Origin of the sequence: Peribacillus sp. R9-11 (assembly GCF_031345095.1) — a bacterium.
Lineage (GTDB): Bacteria > Bacillota > Bacilli > Bacillales > DSM-1321 > Peribacillus > Peribacillus butanolivorans.
This window is the reverse complement of sequence record NZ_CP133763.1, coordinates 2,948,476-2,970,971: the sequence shown is the minus strand read 5'-3', so window position 1 is coordinate 2,970,971 and position 22,496 is coordinate 2,948,476. Positions and strand designations below refer to the sequence as shown.

Sequence of the window (22,496 nt, the reverse complement as noted above, 5' to 3'; positions counted from 1 at the left end):
TTAATCTCAACTAAAAAAATATATTCTTATAAAAATTGAATTTATTTCCACACCCGTTATAATAATAAATAGGAATTTGTAAGCGAACACACTGTATAATTTTAATTCTTGTAAAAAATAGGAGGAAATCATGGGAAGATTAGTTCATTTCGAAATTCATGTGAATGACATGGAGCGGGCAAAGAAGTTTTATGGAGAGGTATTCGGATGGTCATTTCAAGATTGGAGTGATTATGCAGGAATGCCTTACTTTGGAGCAGTAACTGGCGATGAGAATGAACTTGGGATCAATGGTGCTTTGATGCAGCGTCAAAGTGCTCCGCCGGAAACAAACCAAGCTTTAAATGCATTTGCTTGTACAATGGGAGTGGAAAATTACGATTTAACGGAAGCTAAAATTATGGAGAATGGCGGCAAGGTCGCAAAGTCCAAATATGCCCTGTCTGGAATGGCGTGGCAAGGATACTATATTGATACCGAAGGCAATATATTCGGAATTCATCAACCAGATGTGAATGCAAAATAGATTCGATAATAGGTGATTTAAAACATGAAATTACAAGACACGGCAGGCATGCTTGAAAATGTTCGCAATATCTGTCTTGCGCTGCCCGAAGCTGTTGAACTTATTGACGGTTTCGGTCACAATACTTTTAAAATCAATGGAAAATCCTTCGTGATTTCAGGTGAAAGAGAGAAAGGATTCAGCTTATCTTTCAAGTCAGATCGGGACACTCAAGAATTATTGCTACAGAAAGAGAATTTTTTCAAAACACCGTATATAGGACATCACGGTTGGGTCTCTATTCAAAATCCGGATAGGGATGACTGGGATGAATTGACCGATCTAATACAAGAAGCCTATTTACGGGCGGCACCGAAGCGTTTGGTTAAGAAATGGAATGAGTTACATAAAAAGTGAAGAAAGGCGGATGATCTGCCTTTCTTTATTTTACGGAAGGGTGTTTGGTCAAAGTGAATGTTGAATCTTTTTTATCTGAAAACATTAAAGCGGCACTTAAGAATGATCCGCCCGGTGCATGGATGCCAGATCTTCCAGATGGTTGTATTCGCTTGAGTTCAGGCTATCCGGATCCTGCTCTCGTTCCTGCTGAGGAGCTCAAGGGAGCAGTAGCAAGACTTCTTGATGAGGAGCAGGATTTGCCGCTCCATTATCTCGGAAGTCCACGTATTGCAAGACTGAAGCAGCAACTCCAGATAAGATTGGCAGAGCGTGGAATTTGCGTTTTGGAAGAACAGCTTTTGATTACATCAGGAGCTTGCCAGGCGATTGATCTTATTGCCCGCATTCTCCTTGATGATAAAGCGGTCGTAGTGGTGGAATCTCCCACCTACATGGAGGCTTTAGAGATTTTTCAAAACTATACGAAGCAAATTATTAGTATACCTATAGATGAACACGGACTCCAAACATACCGATTAAAAGAAATGCTGGATGAAAGGAAACGTACAGGTCTCCCCCTCCCGCGTTTTCTATATACCATCCCATCCTTTCAAAATCCAACTGGGACGACTATGACAACTGAGCGTCGGAAGCATTTATTGGAGCTTTCCATCGAGTTTGATTTCCTCATTTTAGAAGATGATGCATACGGAGAATTATCCTTCGATAAAAGTCCGCTGCCAATAAAATCTTTTGATAAACGCGGACGAGTCCTTCATGTGGGTTCATTATCCAAGGTTGTGGCGCCAGGAATGCGAATTGGATGGATAGCAGGAGAAAGTGAATTCATTAAGGCTTTAGAGTGGTTTAAAAAAGATTTAGACCATCCATTTGCTCAAAGTACAATGGCTGTATACTTAGAAAACACCGATCTTGAGAAACGACTCGACCTTTTAAAAGATGTGTATCGTACTAAATGTACTGCGTTAATCCGTTCGATGGAACAATTTCTTCCAGAATCCGTTTCCTGGTATGTACCAGATGGTGGTTACTTTGTATGGGTGAGGATTCCAGGTGTTGATACGTCGCATTTATTATCACAAGCTTTAGCTGAGGGTGTTTCATATGTTCCAGGGAAATACTTTTTCTTGGATCAAAAGGATGGAATCGAGTTTCTCAGGCTCTCGTTCAGTTATGCCAATGAGAAAGAAATAATCAAGGGAATTCGAAGACTAGGACAGCTTATCTCATCTGTTTATCAAAGATAGTCCTGAAGGATTGTTAGTTAGTTGTGTTAATCATTGCAATGATTAACACTCTAAGCTATTTCGAAGCTTTTTTGAAAATGAATTTGAATACGCCTACTTCCTTAAAGGAGGTAGGTTTTTTGATAATGAAAGGATTCTTTATCTCTTTCGCGATGATTTTATGGACAAATGCTTTCATTCTTTGCGTAAACGAAACCATTAGTATTGCAGCACCGGCCAAGATTATAAGAAAAATTCCGAGTAAACTTAGCAAAATCTTCTTAGTTTTACTCATAAATCCCCCCTTTCTTTAACACCTAATTTCATTATTTTCCATATTATCCTAACGTTTGTGTAGCATATAAAGATCCTAAAAATATTAGAATATATGAACTTGAAAGTCTAAGAAATTTGAGAGACCTCATGAATATTAGCAGTTTTGTTTTCTGTGCTTTGTGAAACTATTTGAATCCCTCTACATAATAGAAATATTTTGATACAATATTTTAGTAAAGAGGACCTCAAAGGGAGCGATTTTCTTGGATACTTTTCAAAGAGAAATGAATCATAATCGAGATGAATTCAGAAGAACTAGATGGACAATGCATCGTGAACAAGTTACAGGATTATTCGATGCTGTTTTTTTGAAAAAAGGTTTAGTTGATAACGTAGCAATATTTGGTGCAGGCAATTGCGATGATCTAGATCTTGACCATCTTGCGACTAAATGTAACTCCATTTATTTATTCGATATAGATATAGAAAGTATGAAAAAAGGTACGAAGCATTTTTCAGAAAGTACTCGTAATAAAATCAAACTGATTGAATTCGATGTAACAGGGTTGAATAAAATAGATTTTGAACATAAGCTTTCTTTTTTGCTAGAGCGCGGGGAAAAAGCCGATGATATTGTAAGATTTCTGAAAGATACTGAGAGTCAGTTAGGTCAGATAGCAGATGGAGTTTTCGCTGATTATATTAATCATTTTGATATCGTTGCAACATCCGCAATTTATACCCAATTATTTTATAATTGGGCAATAGATACACTTTCTGAATATGAGCACCAATATGAGAGGGAAGAAATAGAAAAGATTAAGGATGGCTTTCTTGACTTAAGAGATCAGATTGTACTTACCTTACATCACTCAATTTCTAAATGTTGCGTTGAAAAAGGGTTTTATATTACATGGTCTGATATTTTAAAGATAGAGCCTGAGTATATGGATACTTTTAATAAAGGGCTTAATGCCATCTTTGCTTTAGCTTCTAATGTAGGGTATGGTGCAGCCCTGATTGGAATAAAAGATTTTATGGAAAAAGCGGATAAAAGTGAACTATCCCTTAGATATTGGCCATGGGACTTTAATGAAAATAAACAGTATTTTACTATGGGGCTTATTGGGAGGTTTCAACAGATTTAATAGTTGAAATAAAAAGAAGAAATTTAAAAGGATAGATAAAGCCATCTCATAGGCTTTATCTATCCTTTTCTAGTAAGAAAAAGTCTTCCTTCAAACATTTCAAAGTAAAAAGGAATACCACTCTGCAGGAGATTTAGTTTTGTGTGAATTGAATTCTATAATTCGTATTGCGAGTTAGAATATTCCTGTTCAATAGAGGTTACATGTAGGTGGATATCAATGCTTGCTTTCTCTATATCCTCATTTATTATGCCTCAACTAATAGGTAATTTTACCACTGGATAATTTGCGAATAAGACATAATCATATGAAAAGTATAAAAAATCGATGAAATTTTTAACTTTTTGTCTAATGTATATAATTCCTAATGTAGATATAATGAAACTACTGAAAACTGAATATTCAAAATTGTGGTCCTTGGAGGTATCGGACGAGTGTAAGTATTGTGAGAATACTAGTCAGCATTATTTTGGTTATGAAAAAGGGATTTACAGATCAGAAATAAGGTTTTAAATACTGTCTCTTTAAAAGCGAAGTTCAATAAGGGGTGTGTTTATGCAAGCTGATATTGTGTTCATTAACGGAGAAGTTATTACAGTTGATCAAAGGAATAAAGTAGTCGAAGCGGTAGCGGTGAAAGGGAATCGTATCTCAGCAGTTGGTTCAAACCGAGAAGTTAAGGACTTTATCGGAGAAGAAACGAAAGTGATTGATTTGCAAGGAAAGACACTACTTCCAGGATTTATTGATGCTCATATTCACCTTATTTTATACGGGGTTAATCAGTTGGCAGTAAGTTGTAAAGATGAGCATATCAAATCTATAGAGGATTTGTTAAATGATTTGAAGGAGAAAGCATCAACCATCCCAAAAGGTGAATGGATACGTGCTTGGGGATTCAATGAGACGGTTGTGAAAGAAAAGCGTTATCCAACAATAGCCGAGTTGGATACAATTTCAGTCGAACATCCAATTATAGTATCCCGTACATGCAGTCATATAAGCGTGGTTAATAGCAAGGCGTTAGAGATTGCCAAAATTAATGAAAAATCTGAAAATCCTACAGGAGGGATTATTGAAAAGGATAAGACGGGAAGGTTTACAGGCAGATTAATTGAAACAGCAAATATGATAATGACTGAGATTGCAAGTTATACAGAAAGTGAACTTATGAAAGCAGTGAAAATTGCGTCAGAGCATTTCGTTGCAGCAGGCATAACAAGTATTCATGAAGCAGGTGCTTATGGTCCTGAGAGTTTCCGTTTACTTCAACAAGCTGTTAAAAGTAAGGATATTCGTGTTCGAATATATGCAATGATTGGTTCATTAAATAATTCTCATGAATTTGTTAATAAAATGGTAGAAGCAGGTGTAGTAACCGGTACCGGGGACGAAAGATTCAAAATTGGACCGGCTAAATTATTTACAGATGGAAGTAGTACTGGTCCTACGATTGCCACTCGTGAGACATACTCCAGTGACCCTAACAATTTTGGCATTCTTTATTATAGTGAAGAAGAAATCTATCAAGTTTTAGGACAAGCACATAAAAAAGGCTATCAAATCACTGTGCATGCTCAAGGGGATAGAGCGATTGAAATGTATTTAAATTGTGTAGAAAAGGCGTTGGAGGAATCACCAAGAAAAGAACATCGCCACAGAATTGAGCATGCGGGGATCTCATCGCCAGATTTACAAGAGAGAATGAAAAATCTCGAACTCATCCCTATCCCAAACCCTCCATTTCCTTATGAATTCGGGGATATATATATCCAACACTATGGTAATCGAGTCAACCACATGTATGCTGTTCGTGATTTTATTGATAATGGCATCATTGCAGCAGGTGGTTCAGATGCTCCAGTTACTGATTATAACCCTTTATTAGGTATTCACGTTGCTGTTAATAGAAGAAGCCAATCTGGTTCTGAAATAGGTGTTGCTCAATCGATTAGCGTAATGGAAGCCATTAAACTATACACTTGGAATGGCGCCTATGCGAGTTTTGAAGAAGATATTAAAGGCAGCATAGAGGTAGGCAAGTTGGCAGATTTCGTGGTTTTAACTGACAGTATTTTAAAAGTTAACCCGCTTCATATTAAAGATTTACAAGTAGAATCAACGATTATAGATGGTGAGATTCTATATCATAGAGAATCATTAGTGGAAATATAATCTATCGTAGTGGGTGCTTCACATTACTTTTTCAATGCAAGGGTAGTATTTTCACTGCAAGGATTTTCCGAAGAGCTTACATTTTTTTAAAAAGTGAAAAGCCGAAAAAATCGCTTTAAGAAATTTAGCAGTTTATTGAAAGGGGATATGCTCTATGAAAAAACAAAAATTATTAATTAATGGTGAAAGGCTAAGTAAAACGCTTGAAAAATTTGCGGATTTTGGACGAACAGTAAACAATGGAGTCACTCGCCTATCACTGACTGAAGAAGATCGTTTAGTTCGTGATTACTTTTGCTATTGTTGTGAAGAATTGGGAATGACCATTAAAGTTGATGATTTGGGGAATATTTACGCTACATTAGCAGGAATTGAAGACAAGCCGCCGGTTGTAATGGGTTCACATATGGATACAGTAAAAAAGGGTGGACGGTTTGATGGCATCTTAGGAGTAGTTGCTGGTTTAGAAGTTGTGCGAACCCTAGTAGAAAATAATATCAAACCCAAAATTCCGGTTATGATTGTTAATTTTACTAATGAAGAAGGAGCTAGATTTGAACCTTCTATGATGTCATCGGGAATTCTTTCAGGAAAATTCGAAAAAACTATTATGCTGCAAAAAACAGATAGTGAGGGAACTACTTTTGAAGAAGCATTAAATGCTAGTGGGTATGAAGGTGAAGTAGAGTCTCGTTTAAAAGAAGCTACAGCATTTTTAGAGTTGCATATTGAACAAGGACCTATTCTTGAACGTGAATCACTAACCATAGGTGTTGTTGAATGTGTGCTTGGAATGGTTTGCTATGAAATCGAAGTAACAGGGGAATCTGATCATGCCGGAACCACTCCTATGAATATGAGAAAAGATGCTTTCTTTACTACGAATAGCTTAATCACAGAGGCTCGTCAAAAACTGGGTATGCTTGACGACGATTTAGTTTTTACGATGGGAAGGGTAAATGTGTTTCCTAATATTCATACGGTTATTCCAAATAAAGTTATTTTCTCGTTAGAAGCTAGACATAAGGATCCAAAAACTATTAGGCAGGTAGAGGAAATAATTGAAGGACTTACAACACCAGGTTCAAAAGATGGATGTGAAATCCAAGTAACAAAATTATGGGACCGGGATACCGTTTGGTTCGATAAGTCAATCTGTGATTTGTTAGAACAATCTACTAATTCATTAGGTCTTTCATATAAAAGAATGGTAAGTGGAGCTGGTCATGACGCCCAGTTCATAGCTAGTTACATTCCAACTGCTATGGTTTTTGTCCCAAGTATTAACGGTAAAAGTCATTGTGAAGAAGAGCTTACCACATGGGAAGATTGTGAAAAAGGAGTAAATGTGATTTTAGAAACTGTACTTGCCATACTGTCTAAATAAGAATTCTTAGTAAGAATAATTAAAATAGAATTGATTTGTAATTTGTTTGTTGTATGGATTTAAGAACATAAAAGGGTGACTAATGTTTATCCATCATACCATCAGTAATGGATAAAAGAATCCTTACTGATGGTGATTCACTTAATCTAAAGATTAACTATTGAACCTACGAATTACAGGGAGGGTATAATTTGAATGCTATTAAGCTATTGCTCTGGGTACCATTCATAGGGTTTTTAGTTTTTCTGCCCTATGCAAATAAAATAGAACCTTACATATTAGGAATGCCTTTTTTGTTATTTTGGGTTGCATTTTGGATGGTGATGGCTTCGGTTATTTTAATGATTGTATATAAGTTCGATCCTGATAATAAAGGAAGTGATCTAGAATGAATATCTCATTATTTATTATTGCTATCTTCTTAGTTCTAGCACTTTATTTAGGGATAAAAGCAAGAAAAGGAAAGGATATGGATATGGAGCAATTTGCCGTAGGCGGCAGGGGCTTCGGTACATTCTTTATTTTTCTACTAATTGCAGGTGAAATTTATACAACATTTACGTTTCTTGGTGGAAGTGGATGGGCTTACTCAAAAGGAGCAGCGGCTTATTACGTTCCTGCATATATATTCTTAGCCTATGTACTATCTTATTGGTTAGTGCCCAAAATATGGAGATATTCAAAGCAACATTCAATTATTTCTCAGCCAGATTATTTTGCATCAAAATACAGCAGTCGTTCAATGGGGATGTTAGTGGCTGTTTTGGGAAGTTTGGCACTTGTACCTTATATAGTTATACAACTCAAAGGGTTAGGGATAATTGTTTCAGAAGCTTCTTATGGAGCAATTTCACCAGTTGCAGCTAGTATAATAGGTGCTATCGTTGTAACAACTTATGTAATGATATCAGGTATTCATGGCTCAGCATGGACCGCTATACTTAAAGACTTTATGATTTTGGTAGTTGTAATATTTTTAGGTATTTATATTCCGTTCCATTACTTTGGAGGAATTCAGCCAATGTTTGAGACGGTTCAGTCTGCTAAACCTGAAATGCTAATCTTAGCTGATCAAGGGTTGAGTCAATCCTGGTTTATCTCCACGGTGTTGTTAAATGCTTTAGGGTTTTATTTATTACCACAAACATTCATGGTTGTTCTTTCATCAAATGGAGAAAGAACGCTTCGTAAAAATGCAATTGCTTTACCACTATACACCTTGTTATTGCTCTTTGTCTTTTTCATAGGTTTTGCAGCTATTATGGAAATCCCGGGTTTGCAAGGGGCTGATGGAGATCTTTCGCTATTAAGATTAGCGATACAAACATTTGATCCATGGGTAATCGGATTAATCGGAGCTGCAGGATTATTGACCGCTCTAGTTCCGGCTTCCGTTATGCTAATGGCTGCATCGGTAGGGCTAACAAATAGTTTTTACAAAGTTTTGGTTCCAGCAGCTAATGAGAAACAACAATTAATTGTCTCAAGATTAATAATAATTGGCATCTCAATCATTGCCTTAATCGTAACGGTAACAGGTGGCGAAGCGCTAGCCATCTTGAATATCATGTCATATAGTTTAATCACTCAATTAGCACCTGCATTATTTTGCAGTTTACCAAAAAGCAATATAATTAATAAATATGGAGCAATTGCTGGGATATTTGCTGGAGTGCTTATTGTTTTATATGCGACAATTTCAGGTGTGAAAATAGCTACATTTCTGCCAAATATACCACACGTAATTAATGACATCAGTACAGGTGTAATAGCTTTGTTAATAAATATAATAGTAACGTTTATTGTAAGTGGACTAACTAAAAACATCAATATTCATGGTAAGCAAATGAATAATATGAATAAAAGTAATATTTCCTGATTCCTACTCTAGTTTGAAGTTGTCATGTCATTCTCTATTCGTTGAAAAGGCTAACTAGACCAAGGAGGGCTTTGGGCGTTTAAATAAAATTAATGATTATATCATTGCTACAAAAAGAAATAAATTGGGAGGGGTTCTGTGAAAGTCCAAATAACTGCTTGTCAATTTCGTGTAGAAAAAGTAGCATCGTTTAATGAATTCCAGAAACAAGTAGAAGACTTAATCAATCAAGTTCCCGAAAACTCAGATTATATTATTTTTCCTGAACTGTTAACTATCGGGTTATTAGCGACTTTTCCTGATCAGAATGCTTCGTCATTAATCAAGATCGACGAATATACCACTCAATATAAAGAACTTTTTAGTTCGATTTCAAGAAAAAGAAAGCAGGTTATCATTGCAGGCTCGCATCTTGAATGTCGTGATGATGAGTACTTTAATATTGCATACATTTTTGATAAAGATGGGTCTTATGTTGAACATAAAAAAACTCATATCTTTCCTGCTGAAGCAAATTGGCAAACCTCTGAAGGAAATACACTTGAAGTGTATTCTGTAGGTCCTGTTAAGATTGGCATAGCCGTGTGTTATGAAGCTGAGATACCAGAAATATCAAGAATCCTAAGTGTAAACGGAGCAGACATTATATTCTGTCCATCATACACTTTTACTGAGGCAGGTTTTTGGAGAGTACGCCATTGTGCTCATGCACGTGCGATTGAAAACCAAGTATACTTTGTTCATTGTCCTACTGTTGGTGAACCAGGAGATCCTCTACCAAATGGATATGGGCGTGCAAGCATATTAAGTCCTTGTGACAAAGCTTGGCAAGCCAATGGGGTAGTAGCTGAAGCAGAAGTTAATAAACATACAGTAATTACTGGTACAGTGGATATTGACGAACTCTATGAGAATCGGAAAAGTGGTGCAGCAACAACATTTAAAGATAGAAAGCGCCGTAAAGATGTTTATACAAAGTATGAGCCTTATATGCTGCTGAAATAATGTACAACATATTTTGTTAAATAGACTCTATTGTTATGGTAATGTAAGGCTGTCGAGAAACCCTCGACAGCCTTATCTATTTGTTGAGTTGATTCACATGATGGCTTATTTATTCACACAGCCTATTCTTGATAATTAAAGAGAATGTCCCAGGTTTCTGGACCAACAATTCCGTCTACTTGCAAACCGAATTTTTTCTGGAATTCCTTCACTTTGACTTGAGTTTTTAGTCCGAAAATACCATCCACTTTAATTGATCCCCCTGCGTCATTAAGCCGCGCTTGAATTCTAGTCACATTCATACCTCGATCTCCAATTTTAATAACATGACCTGGATAAGGAAACTCGGTTTGATAAAGTGCAGTCCAAGTGGACGGTCCAACTATCCCATCTGTGTTCAAATGTCTTCGCATTTGAAATTCTTTGACCTTCTTAAGCGTAATCGAACCAAAAATGCCATCCACTGAGATTGGGACGTTGTTCTTGTTTAATTGGTTCTGTACTTTCCTCACTTCAGGTCCTTGATCCCCGTATTTTATGACATGACCCGGGTAAGGATCACTTGCATTTACATAATGAGTGATGTTGGATTTGACAGCCGTTGAGGCTTCAGTCATTGTAGGGAGTAAAATTTGAAGTGCTATGAATCCAGCTGTAGACACTCCTATTAAGGATTTTTTCATGCTCATACCCATTTCCTCCTTAAATATTAAAATGGTAAACATAACACAGGTATAACTCTTGTTTCCTTTTTACATATTTTGTATATAATGTAATTATATACTCTATTGAGTTCTGATGCAAAAAAATTCAGGACAAATGCAAGTATTCTCTAAATCTTAGACATAATGATACTACTACTGTACAAAATGTGTTGGATCTGTATGGAAAACCAAAATTGTTTATAGTAACATTATCACCCAAACATGGATTGCTAACAGTGAGATGATACCCACGCGGTACGAATTGAGCTCTCGTAATGAAGTTGAAATGATGGAAGTACGTGGCTTATTAATGGCTTACTCAGCAATAAATATACCTGCTTTCACAATGATATAGTAATTTGATGTTGTTAAGTTTTTATATTCAATGTCATAAGATTAATTTTATCATAATAATATATTCCTCAAATTATAAACAAAGTTAAGGTGAGGATACTTGCTATGTCAACCTTTTTACAATTGAATACACTATTTATTAATATCTTAATATAAGCATTTCCGTTTGTGTTAATCGATGTTTTTGTGGCTGGAAAAATAAAGATGTTTGTTAGTGAAGAAATGGTTGGGAAAGTAGTGCCGAAGACAACCTAATACAGTAGTTATTACGGAGATGAAGATTATTAAGAGTTAAGGGAGGAAGAATTTAAGGCACTCTCCACAAAAAAAGAGAGTATGGTTTTAAATGATAAAAACTACCTATAAGGATTAGATATCCTATATAATTTCCCAGGTAACTTTATGGACAAAACTATTGAGTTTTATGGTATTACATTTTATGGAGAAGCAGTGAGTGCTAAACTGCTCTCTGTAATATGATTCCGAGTTATACATTATATCGCTGATTTAGGGGGAATTATCCTCAATTTATTACCAGCCATTCAAAGCAACTATTTCGTATCTCATAGCCCAAGATTGGAATACACTTGAAGATTCTGACAATCCTTACACCTATAAAAAGTATTAAATTGCTGGAATTTAAAATGCAGAAACATAATAAGTACAAATTACGGTCTTTTGATTTAACGAAAACGTAAAAAACATCAGTTAAGATGACAACATTCATAGTCATCCTACTGATGTTTTTTATTAAAAAAGCTCAATAAAAATAATCCGGATTTTGACCGTATAGGTTACAGGATGTTATTGATGAATAGGATAAACATCCGACAAATTCTCAAATAAAAATAATCTTAATATAGTAATTTATTATAATCGTAATCTTGAGCCTTTAAGGATATATTTTGTACTAATACTAAACAAGTTCGTTCAAAAACTTCAATACTTTTTATCTTCATAATTTCAAATCAAGTACTATTATTTATTTGATAGTTTCTAAGTACCTCTCTAAATCCTTATCCATAATAAAAACTTCGATTCTTTCACCTGTTTTAGTGCTAATATCACTATGGGAGGAAAGAACCTTGCATCCAGTATGATCTTCAACTATTTTTTCGTAATCCTTGGTGTACATTTCACGAAGAAGCGAACGCATTTTTTTTACAAGTTTTTTGCCGGAATTGTGGCTGACAAGGTGCTTTTCTTCCACTGTCAGAACACCTTTAAAACGAGTAATCAACATGTCATTAATTAAATATGTTTTGGCTTCCTGTGGTCCTCTGCCAATAAGATCACGCTGGAATTTAATAAATGCTTCACTTATTTCAGCCTCAAGTTTCTTTTTAGAATTTAACATATTGCCTCCATTTTATCTCAGGAATTTATGGGGTTTATCATAATGCCCAATCTAAGTTCTTGTCAATATGAGTTTGTAAAACTTTAGAAAAATCCGTAATATATAGGATTTAAGAGTAAATAAAGGTTTTTATGGATAAATTTGATTGAAATGGACTTATATGAATGAATTTGAAGTTTTTTCGAGATTTAATGAGGTTTACAAACCTTTAATGGTGAGCGTAGAATAATCCTCATAAATAACAATTTGATATCGGCCAAATCTCAAGTAATTGAGAACGGAGGACCCACTATTATTGGGGTTAATTCTGCATTTGCAGAAGGGATGAGACACTCTTTCGCCATCCTACCCGTCAGCTAACTTCGTCGGCTAAAGCGAAGGAGGTCATTAGACCACCTTAATTCAGGAGGCTTTTTTTGTTGTGATTAAAGCAAAAAAGCAACCTGTCATTTCAGTAGGTCTTTTTATTATGCCTATAAATGAAAAGGTTTCTTGGAAGACTGATCGCAGAGAGAGCTGTATAGCTTGCTAGGCGTTAAGTAGACCAATGAGTACTTTTTCTCCAACAATATGTTTGTTTGTGCAAGTCATTCTTTTTTCCGCTGCGTGAATGTTTTTTACGCTGCTGGAATCTGAATAGAATTTGCATGGCTGCATACTGGAGAGAGAGTAAGCATTGGTCTATTTTTTATGTTTTAGTAGTTAGGATTATCTAACCAAGAAAAAATTAAGCGTGGAAAACAAAAAAAGTAAATGGAGCGGTTGTATGGGAAAAGTACTGATTAGAAATTATTCAAATTTAGAAAAGATAAGCATCTTGGCAAGCCATATGCACACAAATAATCTGCAAATATTTGACTATGACAAAAAGTGGTTTAAGACCACTATCAATTTGCCCGAATGCACTAGCTTTTTATAACTATATCTCTTTCCTAATTCTCTTATTGATGGAAATAACTTTGTTAGAATTTTTCCAGAGTTCAAACCTTTCAGACTAATAGTTGTCACTTGTCATAACCAATATATTAGCATGTGTTAAAGAAGGGGAGCCGATTGTGTCATCGGCTTTTAACAAACATTGTTCTTTAGTTTAATTGCCAGTAATTATTAAGCGGTGGAAAAAAGAAAATTATTATTAATGGCTGTTTGGAAGAAGAAGGGAGAAATTTACATGGATTTTGTATCGATATTACTTATAGCTATAACTTTTTTTCTCTTTTTAGGATTTATTCTTTTTTGTAACAAAGTTATAGAAAAAGAGGGAGAGTAGAAAATGTTTTTATTTCTTATCGTCGGAGCGATTACATTGTATTTAATTCATGCTCTAATTTATCCAGAAAAATATTAATAGTTACTAACGGAGGAAAAGTAAATGGATTTTTTACAAATCGGCGTGGTATTGGCACTTGTCGTTATATTCTCCATACCAATGGCCAAATATTTAACGAATGTTTATTCTCTTGAAATAACCAAACAAGATAGCATGTTTGGAAAAATAGAACGAGTTATTTTCAAACTATCTGGCATTGATACAAATGATATGAGATGGCAGCAGTATGCCAAGGCACTGCTATTGAGTAACTTAGTAATGTTTATTATCTCGTACATTATCATTCGCTTTCAAGGTGTTTTACCAGGTAACCCTAGTAAGATAGACAGCATGGAGCCATTGTTGGCATTTAATACTGCTGCAAGTTTTCTTACAAATACCAATTTACAGCACTATAGTGGAGAATCGGGTCTCTCTTATTTATCTCAAATGGCAGTAATTATATTCTTGATGTTTACGACACCCGCTACTGGTCTTTCATTATGTATGGCATTTTTTAGAGGGTTAACGAATCAGCGGAGTATAGGAAACTTTTATGTGGATTTAATTCGTTCAATTACTCGGGTGCTACTTCCATTATCTATTTTGATTGGTTTAGTTCTAGTGTCACAGGGGGTGCCGCAAACACTTAATCCTACGGCAATTGCTACCACATTAGAAGGAGCCACGCAAAATATTGCAAGAGGGCCTGTAGCTGCATTGGAGTCTATCAAGCACATTGGTACAAATGGAGGAGGTTTCTTTGGGGTCAACTCAGCCCATCCATTTGAAAATCCTAACGGTTTTACAAATGTCTTGGAAATATTATCTATGTTTCTGATACCTGCAGCTCTTCCATTCACTTTTGGATATATGGCGAGAAATAAGAAACAAGGCTGGATCCTTTTTTCAGCGATGGGATTAATGTTGCTTGTCTTCTTAAGTATTACTTATATCAATGAAAAAAATGGTAATCCAGCATTAGAGAAAATAGGTCTTTCACAAGAGAATGGGAGTATGGAAGGAAAAGAGGTTCGTTTTGGTATTGCTCAGAGTGCATTATTTACAAGTGTGACAACAGCTGCTACTACAGGCTCTGTTAACAATATGCATGATACCCTTACTCCACTCGGAGGCATAGCACCACTGGCCATGATGATGTTGAACTGTGTGTTTGGCGGTGATGGAGTAGGAACGGTAAATATCCTTATGTATTCAGTAATGGCTGTATTTCTTGCCGGACTTATGGTTGGCCGTACACCTGAGTTTTTAGGTAAGAAAATTGAAGGAAAGGAGATGAAATTAATAGCAATAGCAATTCTTCTGCATCCATTAATCATCTTAGTACCCTCTGCCATAGCTTTAGCAACACAGTTGGGTTCATCGGCTATTTCAAACCCTGGTTTTCATGGTATTTCTCAAGTAGTCTATGAGTTTACTTCTTCTGCAGCCAATAATGGTTCTGGTTTTGAAGGTTTAGGTGACAATACACCATTTTGGAATATTTCCACTGGTTTAGTCATGTTGTTTGGCCGTTACTTCTCAATGATTGCAATGATTGCTGTCGCTGGATCATTACTCGCTAAGAAACGTGTTCCAGAAACAATCGGAACATTTAAAACAGATAATAGTACGTTCCTTGTTATTCTTTTAGCTACTGTTTTAATTATTGGAGCATTGACTTTCTTCCCAGTAATTGCACTTGGGCCAGTCGCTGAGTGGCTAACGATTAGATAAATGTTGAAAAGGAGTATTCCAAATGAGTACAAAGCGTAAAGCAAACGTAAGTAAGAAAATTGTTTTAGAGGCGATTAAAGATGCGTTCAAAAAATTAAATCCAAAAGTAATGGCTCGTAATCCAGTTATGTTTGTAGTTGAAATAGGGTTTGTTATTACCCTTCTCCTTTCAATATACCCTGCACTTTTTGGTGGAATATCAGAAAGAGGATATAACATTGCAGTGACCATCATTTTATTTGTGACCATTATTTTTGCTAATTTTGCTGAAGCTCTGGCAGAAGGACGCGGAAAAGCACAAGCTAATAGTCTTAAAAAGACAAAGCAGGATACTAAAGCAAGGTTAATCCAGAAAGATGGCAGCATAAAAATAGTCGATGCCACAGAACTACGCAAGGGCGATACAGTTTTAGTGAAAGCCAATGATTTAATTCCAACGGATGGTGATGTAATCGAAGGAGTGGCTGCTGTAGACGAATCAGCAATTACTGGTGAATCAGCTGCTGTAATAAAAGAGTCTGGTGGGGATTTTAGTTCGGTAACAGGTGGAACAAAAGTTATTAGTGACTATATCAAAGTCAAAGTAAGTACTGATCCTGGGGAATCTTTCCTTGATCGTATGATTAACTTGGTAGAAGGAGCTAAAAGACAAAAAACACCTAATGAAATTGCCCTTAGTACTCTGCTTGTTAGTTTGACACTTATCTTTTTGCTTGTATGTACTACGCTAGTACCTATTGCTTCATATATCAAAGTGACATTGCCAATCGCTACCTTAATAGCATTACTGGTATGCTTGATTCCTACAACAATCGGAGGTCTACTCTCTGCTATTGGAATAGCGGGAATGGACAGAGTAACACAATATAATGTAATTGCGAAGTCTGGAAAATCGGTAGAAGCAGCTGGTGATATTAATACGATCATCCTTGATAAAACGGGAACCATCACACATGGGAACCGCATGGCTGCTGCCCTTTTACCGGTTAGTGGTATAAGTCAAGAAGAGCTTAACAAATTTGCGGTATATTCATCTTTACATGATGAAACTCCAGAAGGCCGTTCTGTCATAGAATTTGCAAAAAAATCCGGCTTGTCTGAAAAAGAATTAAATAAAAATGGTACGGAAGGAATAGAGTTTACAGCTGAAACCAGGATGAGCGGAACTGACTTTACTGATGGGAAAAAGGTCAGAAAAGGTGCAGTTGATGCAATAATCGAAAACATCCTGTATCAGGGGGGAAAAGTCCCAAGTGATTTAAAAGACATTAGTGATAAAGTAGCCATGCAAGGCGGGACGCCACTTGTTGTTATAGAAGGAAATCGTGTACTAGGTGTTATTTACTTGAAAGATACAGTAAAACCAGGTATGAAGGAACGTTTTGATGAATTACGAAAAATGGGCATTAAAAGCGTGATGTGTACTGGTGATAACCCGTTAACAGCTGCGACTATTGCTAAAGAAGCCGGAGTAGATGATTTTATTGCCGAAGCAAAGCCTGAAGATAAAATTTCTGTTATTAAGAGGGAACAAGCGGAAGGTAAACTTGTAGCAATGACTGGTGATGGTACAAATGATGCGCCTGCGTTAGCACAGGCTGATGTTGGATTGGCAATGAATACAGGAACAAATGCAGCAAAGGAAGCAGCTAATATGGTGGATTTGGATTCAGATCCTACAAAAATCATTGAAGTGGTAGCCATTGGAAAACAGTTGCTCATGACCCGAGGTGCTTTAACCACCTTTAGTATTGCGAATGACGTGGCTAAATATTTTGCGATAATCCCTGCTATGTTCATGTTGGCTATTCCTCAAATGAAAGCTCTAAATATTATGGGATTAGCAACACCTCAAAGTGCTATATTATCAGCTTTGATATTTAACGCCATTATCATTCCATTGCTAATACCATTAGCTATGAAAGGTGTCAAATATGTTCCTATGAGCGCCACAAGATTATTAACAAAGAATTTGTCTCTATATGGATTAGGAGGAGTGCTAGTTCCTTTTATCGGAATTAAATTTATTGATTTAATTCTTGTGATGTTTAGAGTAGCTTAAAATTAAAAATAAGGGTGAGAATTCATGTTAAAGAATATACGTACAGTTTTCGTACTACTATTTATTTGTGGAATTGCGTATCCGTTACTGATGACAATGCTAGCTCAGGTGATAATGCCTGTAAAAGCAGAGGGTAGCTTAATTAAAAATGAATCGGGTGAAATTATAGGCTCCGAAATGATTGGTCAATCTTATAAAGATCCGGGTTACTTCCATGGTCGTATTTCTTCCATTAATTACGACGCAGCTGGCTCAGGTACGCCAAACTATTCTCCATCAAATAAAGAAATGATTGAACGGACATTAAATGATATTGAAGAATTTTTAAATGAAAATCCTACAGTAGATAAAGCAGATGTACCTTCTGACTTAATGACAAATTCGGCTTCAGGACTTGATCCAAATGTTTCTCCTCAAGGAGCGATTGTTCAGGTTCCCCGTATTGCAAATGAGAGAGGATTATCTGAAAAAAGTTTATATAATCTTGTTGACGAATACACGGAAAGTCGTTCATTTGGACTTTTTGGTGAACCTCGAATTAATGTTTTGAAGTTAAATATAGCATTGGACGAACTAGAATAATTTTAATTAGGAGAGTTTTTCTACTCTCCTTTTACCTTAGAATGAAACTGGAGGTAGTAATATGCCAGATCAATTTCGTAGAAAAACACCAGATGAAATTCTACAGTCGATCTCTAATATTAAAAAAGGCAGGCTGAAGATCATACTTGGGGCTGTATATGGTTCAGGGAAAACCTATCATTTGCTCCTTGAAGGAAATGAGTTAAAAAAACGTGGGATTGACGTAGTTGTCGGGGTAGTTTGCACATCGAGTAGTCCTAAAACACTTGAGCAATTAGGCTGCCTAGAAATTATACCTTCTATCGAATGGGAGCAAAACGGTCATGTTAGACAAGATTTGAATATGAAGGAAATTTACAAACGAAACCCGGAAGTAATTTTAGTTGACCAATTAGCTCATAAAAATCATTCATCTGCTAAAAACCCAACTAGATTAGAAGATGTTAAGGAATTAATAAACAATGAGATTAGTGTCATAACAACAATAAATATTTACGAGTTGAAAGGAGTGAAAAAAGTTGCAGAGCAATTACTACAACTGCCACTTCATGTAAATGATACTGTACCCGAAGATACATTGACGCAGGCAGATGAAGTACGTCTTTTAGATGTTACTCCTGAAGCAATTTTAAAACGTCTCCAGGAAGGGGAAATTGAAGAAAAAGACGAACAAGCCAAAGGACTTGTGCAATTATACAATAAGGATAACCTAGCGGTACTTAGGGAACTGTCACTCCGGTTTTTGGCTGGAGAAGTGGAAGAGGATCTAACTGAATATCGAGAAGAGGAAGGGTTATTGGGACCTTCAGGTGCTTCTGAACGGATTTTGGTATGTGTACAATATCATTGGAATGGATCCATCTTAATACGAAGAGGGGATCAAATAGCCAAGCGTTTAGGTGGGGAGCTATTGATTGTTAGCTTTGTTCCAACTCAAAGAAAATTATCTAAAGAAGAAGAAATGTTTAAAAGATCCATGCAAAAACTCATTAATAAATTAAATGGCAAATTTGAGGAAATGACAATAAAAGGGGAAGAAATCGCTGAAGAAATAGTTGAATATGCCATGCAACATTATGTAACTCGAATTATCCTTGGTCATTCTAAAAGGACGAGATGGGAAGAGATTATTCACGGTTCAATAGTAAATAGAATATTGAGAAAAACGAAAAATATTGATGTGTTTATTGTAGCAGACCGTGCAGAAGTACATGGAGAAAGAGTAATACCCGCTATTCAGTCAAAAACAAGGAAAAAAAATCCATATCAAAGGCTTTCTCCTGATGAAATAAAAGAAAAAATACAAGGAGTAAAAAGAGGTACGTTAAAAATTTATATTGGGGCTGCACCTGGTGTAGGAAAAACATATACCATGCTGAGGGAAGCAAATCAATTGAATCAAAACGAAATTGATGTTGTGATTGGATTATTGGAAACACACGGGCGTAAAGAGACAGCAGCGCAAATTGGAACTTTAGAAATCATACCTCGAAAACATATTACATATAAAAACGTAGTACTTGAGGAAATGGACCTTAAGGCCATAATTATTCGCAATCCTGAAGTAGTGCTGGTAGATGAATTAGCACATACGAATGTACCCGGAAGTAACAACCAAAAACGGTATCAAGATGTAATTGCCATTCTGGATGCCGGAATTTCGGTTATTTCTACAATGAATATTCAACATGTAGAAAGTTTAAATGATAGTGTAAAGCAAATAACAGGAGTGTGTGTAAGAGAAACTGTTCCAGACAGTTTTCTTCATTTAGCAGACGAACTAGAGTTAATTGATATCTCCCCAAAGGCACTCAGACAACGGATGCAGGAAGGATATATATATGCTAGAGATAAAGTAGAACAGTCACTTAGCAATTTCTTTAAGACACGAAACCTTATAGCATTGAGAGAACTTACGCTCCGTGAATTAGCAGATGATGTGGATGACAGATTAGAGTCATTAAAACGAAAAGAGGGAGTAAGAGGGCCGTGGAGAAAAGAAGAAGTAATCTTTGTCTGTGTAAATCTTAGACCAGATTCTGAGCGCTTAATTAGAAGGGGATTTCGTATTGCCTATCGTCTTAAAGCTAAGTGGTTTGTTGTGTACGTTAAAGATCAACCATCTCTGTCAAATGATGAGCAGAATATACTCGATAAAATCATAAGTCTTACGAATCGATTAGGTGGTAATTTCGAATTATATTCAACTGCAGACAGACGATTAGTGGTTGGTGAAATAACTAAACAATTACAAGATAAAAAAGCGACACAAGTTATCATAGGGCATTCAGCAAGATCGAGATGGCAAGAAATTAAACAAGGTTCCATTGTTGCACGTCTACTAAGAGAGGCTAGACATCTCGATGTTCTTGTGGTAGCTGATTAAATGACATGTTTGGCTAGCGATGAAAGAGATCTCTTTCCCAATTTTCTAGTGCTAATACTTGCTAAGAAAATTTTTTTTAGAATTCTTTAGATAAGGACCGTAAAAGTTGTTGTAAATTTCAACATCTGTGCTGAATACCGAATATCAACGTTTTAAATTCCCCCAAAAATAAAAGTTAATCATCTTATCACCTAATAGAGTTGGAGTGTTAAGACGACGCTAACTAAAGACTCGATTTTTATCAGAAAAATTCCCTCTATGGATTATAAAAAAACGGAAAAGAATGCTTACAAATGCTCGTTTTTCTTTAATGATCTTGCCTACATTCAATTGGTTCCTGTCCCGTTTTCAACAAACAAAGAACGACCCAAAACCATTATGTCTTTGGGTCCGTGCCAAATACCCCGCTAACGGTAACCAGATGGATAACTTTATACGAAAGGTCCGTGTATATTTTCTTAGTTTTACAACTATTTATAATCAAAAGCTCATGAGGACAGTTAGTTTTACGTCTGTTTTACAGATGAAAAAACGAGACATATCAGACTGTAAGAGCAGTAACAAAAACCGTCCGTAAAGTATTTCATAAATTTAGGGAATTTTACACTTACAGAAATATCCCATAATTGTAATATAAAGGGTGAATGAATTTCATGAAGGGAATGATTGATGCAATGAAAAGAATGGTTTTATGTATTTCATTGACTTTTGTAGCTTTTTTTGTCCTTTTTGGCTCCCTTGATTTCTTTACCAACAAGGCATCTGCAGAAACCCACGCCTATGATGGAAAAAGCCCTTACTACAATAGTTGTGCGGCTAGTGCGGTTACGAAGAAGAATTTGAAAATTTATGCAAACGGTGCTTCTGCAAATTTAGAGTTGAAATTCAGTACAACTTGCAAAACCGCTTGGGCAAAGATTACTCTAAGCAGGCCAGCTAAAACTGACGGAGAGGCAACGGCATTAGTCGTCCGGAACACTGATAATAAACAATTTAGTTGTGCATCTCCTGGAGGAAATGGGGAGATTAATAAAGGTCAAACAACATGTTATACACCTATGGTATATGATTTAGATCCGCGAAAGGCGAAAGCAGTTGCATTTTGGCCATATACGGCAGGTGAAACCGGCTGGTATTAATGATAAAGCAAAAGCCTTCTTCTACTTTTATGTAAAGAAAGGATGAATGACTTGAATCATAAACTTAAAATGATAGGTTTATCGTTAGTAATGATGTTGTCGATGTTCGTTATTGATTTTTTTATATTTGGGAATAATCAAGCACTAGCCGAAAATCATAATTATGATGGAAAAAGCCCTAACTATAATAGTTGTGCAAGCTCGGCTGTTACGAAGGATACAAAATGGATTGATTCCGTTTCGTATGTAGAATTGAAATTCAGCACTACCTGTAAAACTGCCTGGGCGAAAGTTACTGTTACGCGTCCGGCTGTATACAATCATGAAGCGGATGCTAGAATCGTTAGAAGCACAGATGGTAAAGCTTATACGTGTAACAGCACAGGAGGAAATGGAGTTGTAAATAAAGGGCAGACCTCATGTTATACACCAATGGTATATGACTTAGACCCGCGCAAGGCACAGGCCCAGGGGATACATGCAATCCCTAATAGTGACGCCTATAAGAAAGCGGTAACTATTTGGTATTAGAAGTGGTCTTTGATCATCATATAATGATTAGATGATAAATATTTCTTCAGAACAAGCCTAGCTCTTTTTTTGTGTGGATTTGTCAACCGAGAGCCATTCCATTGCGGAGTGGCTCTCTTTTTACTTTTTCTGAATGCCCTCCCTTTCCATCTGGATCTGGCTTAATACCTATGATAACAAGTGTCGCTTTTTTGTCTTGTAATTGATTCGTTATTGGGATGTGTACAAAGAGTTCCATGAAATCTTCGTATTAACTAATTTAATAATAGTGATTTGTTGAGAAGTATTTTATCTTGTAATGGTGATTATATAAT

General features: G+C 36.0%; 19 protein-coding genes, 1 pseudogene and 1 riboswitch. Of the genes and pseudogenes, 16 read left to right on the top strand and 4 right to left on the bottom strand.

The features are described from left to right. Nucleotides 1-130 precede the first annotated feature (130 nt). Genes RE409_RS14460 through RE409_RS14450 form a run of 3 tightly spaced genes read left to right on the top strand, consistent with a single transcriptional unit; the run spans nt 131 to nt 2,172 of the window. Complete coding sequence (locus tag RE409_RS14460; protein WP_201249421.1) at nt 131-526, top strand: VOC family protein; 396 nt, start codon at nt 131-133, stop codon at nt 524-526. A 24-nt stretch (nt 527-550) separates the two neighbouring features. After that, on the top strand, nt 551-922 hold the full coding sequence (locus tag RE409_RS14455) for an MmcQ/YjbR family DNA-binding protein (protein WP_309557716.1): 372 nt from the start codon (nt 551-553) through the stop codon (nt 920-922). A gap of 53 nt (nt 923-975) precedes the next feature. Next, a complete protein-coding gene (locus RE409_RS14450) occupies nt 976-2,172 on the top strand; it encodes an aminotransferase-like domain-containing protein (protein ID WP_201249423.1) in 1,197 nt (398 codons plus the stop codon). A 55-nt stretch (nt 2,173-2,227) separates the two neighbouring features. On the opposite strand, the gene RE409_RS14445 is transcribed toward RE409_RS14450, so the two are convergent. Further along, entirely contained in the window at nt 2,228-2,446 is a 219-nt protein-coding gene (locus RE409_RS14445; protein WP_201184842.1) for a hypothetical protein, read from the bottom strand. Between the two features lie 244 nt (nt 2,447-2,690). Here RE409_RS14445 and RE409_RS14440 point away from each other — a divergent pair, with 244 nt between their 5' ends. The 6 genes from RE409_RS14440 to RE409_RS14415 all read left to right on the top strand — a co-directional run bounded on the left by RE409_RS14440 (nt 2,691) and on the right by RE409_RS14415 (nt 10,021). Beyond that, complete coding sequence (locus RE409_RS14440; protein ID WP_201253561.1) at nt 2,691-3,575, top strand: hypothetical protein; 885 nt, start codon at nt 2,691-2,693, stop codon at nt 3,573-3,575. A gap of 555 nt (nt 3,576-4,130) precedes the next feature. After that, entirely contained in the window at nt 4,131-5,750 is a 1,620-nt protein-coding gene (locus RE409_RS14435) for an amidohydrolase (protein WP_309557714.1), read from the top strand. A gap of 154 nt (nt 5,751-5,904) precedes the next feature. Continuing rightward, nucleotides 5,905-7,137 (top strand): Zn-dependent hydrolase, encoded by a 1,233-nt coding sequence (locus RE409_RS14430; RefSeq protein WP_309557713.1) that lies wholly within the window; start codon nt 5,905-5,907, stop codon nt 7,135-7,137. A gap of 191 nt (nt 7,138-7,328) precedes the next feature. Then, on the top strand, nt 7,329-7,529 hold the full coding sequence (locus RE409_RS14425; RefSeq protein ID WP_053346153.1) for a DUF3311 domain-containing protein: 201 nt from the start codon (nt 7,329-7,331) through the stop codon (nt 7,527-7,529). After that, nucleotides 7,526-9,016 (top strand): sodium:solute symporter family protein, encoded by a 1,491-nt coding sequence (locus RE409_RS14420; protein WP_309557712.1) that lies wholly within the window; start codon nt 7,526-7,528, stop codon nt 9,014-9,016. The genes RE409_RS14425 and RE409_RS14420 overlap by 4 nt, the downstream gene beginning before the upstream one ends. Before the next feature lie 138 nt (nt 9,017-9,154). After that, nucleotides 9,155-10,021, top strand: coding sequence for a nitrilase-related carbon-nitrogen hydrolase (locus RE409_RS14415; protein ID WP_201253558.1), 867 nt, complete (start codon nt 9,155-9,157; stop codon nt 10,019-10,021). Between the two features lie 122 nt (nt 10,022-10,143). On the opposite strand, the gene RE409_RS14410 is transcribed toward RE409_RS14415, so the two are convergent. Further along, nucleotides 10,144-10,710, bottom strand: coding sequence for a peptidoglycan-binding domain-containing protein (locus RE409_RS14410; protein WP_201224417.1), 567 nt, complete (start codon nt 10,708-10,710; stop codon nt 10,144-10,146). Nucleotides 10,711-11,184: 474 nt separating this feature from the next. Here RE409_RS14410 and RE409_RS14405 point away from each other — a divergent pair. Continuing rightward, nucleotides 11,185-11,325 (top strand): annotated as a pseudogene (locus RE409_RS14405) (permease); the annotation flags it as partial. A gap of 736 nt (nt 11,326-12,061) precedes the next feature. On the opposite strand, the gene RE409_RS14400 reads toward RE409_RS14405, so the two are convergent. Beyond that, complete coding sequence (locus RE409_RS14400; protein WP_056523721.1) at nt 12,062-12,436, bottom strand: Na-translocating system protein MpsC family protein; 375 nt, start codon at nt 12,434-12,436, stop codon at nt 12,062-12,064. Nucleotides 12,437-12,680: 244 nt separating this feature from the next. Then, nucleotides 12,681-12,822, top strand: a riboswitch (cyclic di-AMP (ydaO/yuaA leader). 986 nt (nt 12,823-13,808) lie between these two features. Between RE409_RS14400 and kdpA the strand changes: the two genes are divergently transcribed. The 6 genes from kdpA to RE409_RS14370 all read left to right on the top strand — a co-directional run bounded on the left by kdpA (nt 13,809) and on the right by RE409_RS14370 (nt 22,182). Beyond that, nucleotides 13,809-15,482 (top strand): potassium-transporting ATPase subunit KdpA, encoded by a 1,674-nt coding sequence (kdpA, locus tag RE409_RS14395; RefSeq protein ID WP_201224419.1) that lies wholly within the window; start codon nt 13,809-13,811, stop codon nt 15,480-15,482. A 22-nt stretch (nt 15,483-15,504) separates the two neighbouring features. Then, entirely contained in the window at nt 15,505-17,544 is a 2,040-nt protein-coding gene (gene kdpB, locus RE409_RS14390) for a potassium-transporting ATPase subunit KdpB (protein WP_201184826.1), read from the top strand. A 24-nt stretch (nt 17,545-17,568) separates the two neighbouring features. Then, entirely contained in the window at nt 17,569-18,126 is a 558-nt protein-coding gene (kdpC, locus tag RE409_RS14385; RefSeq protein ID WP_201253557.1) for a potassium-transporting ATPase subunit KdpC, read from the top strand. Nucleotides 18,127-18,187: 61 nt separating this feature from the next. Beyond that, entirely contained in the window at nt 18,188-20,512 is a 2,325-nt protein-coding gene (locus RE409_RS14380; protein WP_309557711.1) for a universal stress protein, read from the top strand. Between the two features lie 674 nt (nt 20,513-21,186). Continuing rightward, the gene (locus RE409_RS14375) at nt 21,187-21,651 is read left to right on the top strand and encodes a DUF2690 domain-containing protein (RefSeq protein WP_083450911.1); all 465 of its coding nucleotides are present in this window, start codon (nt 21,187-21,189) and stop codon (nt 21,649-21,651) included. Between the two features lie 90 nt (nt 21,652-21,741). Further along, nucleotides 21,742-22,182 carry a YjfA family protein gene (locus tag RE409_RS14370; RefSeq protein WP_376109738.1) on the top strand — a complete coding sequence of 147 codons (441 nt, stop codon included), beginning with the start codon at nt 21,742-21,744 and terminating at the stop codon, nt 22,180-22,182. Between the two features lie 82 nt (nt 22,183-22,264). Here RE409_RS14370 and RE409_RS14365 read toward each other — a convergent pair whose 3' ends face one another. Further along, nucleotides 22,265-22,420, bottom strand: coding sequence for a hypothetical protein (locus tag RE409_RS14365; RefSeq protein WP_201184820.1), 156 nt, complete (start codon nt 22,418-22,420; stop codon nt 22,265-22,267). Between the last annotated feature and the right edge of the window lie 76 nt (nt 22,421-22,496).

Coding starts and splice junctions, on each gene's coding strand:
- RE409_RS14420 (WP_309557712.1), top strand. CDS start 7,526: ATGAATATCTCATTATTTATTATTGCTATCTTCTTAGTTCTAGCACTT.
- RE409_RS14365 (WP_201184820.1), bottom strand. CDS start 22,420: ATGGAACTCTTTGTACACATCCCAATAACGAATCAATTACAAGACAAA.
- RE409_RS14430 (WP_309557713.1), top strand. CDS start 5,905: ATGAAAAAACAAAAATTATTAATTAATGGTGAAAGGCTAAGTAAAACG.
- RE409_RS14380 (WP_309557711.1), top strand. CDS start 18,188: ATGCCAGATCAATTTCGTAGAAAAACACCAGATGAAATTCTACAGTCG.
- RE409_RS14370 (WP_376109738.1), top strand. CDS start 21,742: ATGATGTTGTCGATGTTCGTTATTGATTTTTTTATATTTGGGAATAAT.
- RE409_RS14460 (WP_201249421.1), top strand. CDS start 131: ATGGGAAGATTAGTTCATTTCGAAATTCATGTGAATGACATGGAGCGG.
- RE409_RS14410 (WP_201224417.1), bottom strand. CDS start 10,710: ATGAGCATGAAAAAATCCTTAATAGGAGTGTCTACAGCTGGATTCATA.
- kdpB (WP_201184826.1), top strand. CDS start 15,505: ATGAGTACAAAGCGTAAAGCAAACGTAAGTAAGAAAATTGTTTTAGAG.
- RE409_RS14400 (WP_056523721.1), bottom strand. CDS start 12,436: ATGTTAAATTCTAAAAAGAAACTTGAGGCTGAAATAAGTGAAGCATTT.
- RE409_RS14375 (WP_083450911.1), top strand. CDS start 21,187: ATGAAAAGAATGGTTTTATGTATTTCATTGACTTTTGTAGCTTTTTTT.
- RE409_RS14435 (WP_309557714.1), top strand. CDS start 4,131: ATGCAAGCTGATATTGTGTTCATTAACGGAGAAGTTATTACAGTTGAT.
- RE409_RS14445 (WP_201184842.1), bottom strand. CDS start 2,446: ATGAGTAAAACTAAGAAGATTTTGCTAAGTTTACTCGGAATTTTTCTT.
- kdpA (WP_201224419.1), top strand. CDS start 13,809: ATGGATTTTTTACAAATCGGCGTGGTATTGGCACTTGTCGTTATATTC.
- RE409_RS14455 (WP_309557716.1), top strand. CDS start 551: ATGAAATTACAAGACACGGCAGGCATGCTTGAAAATGTTCGCAATATC.
- kdpC (WP_201253557.1), top strand. CDS start 17,569: ATGTTAAAGAATATACGTACAGTTTTCGTACTACTATTTATTTGTGGA.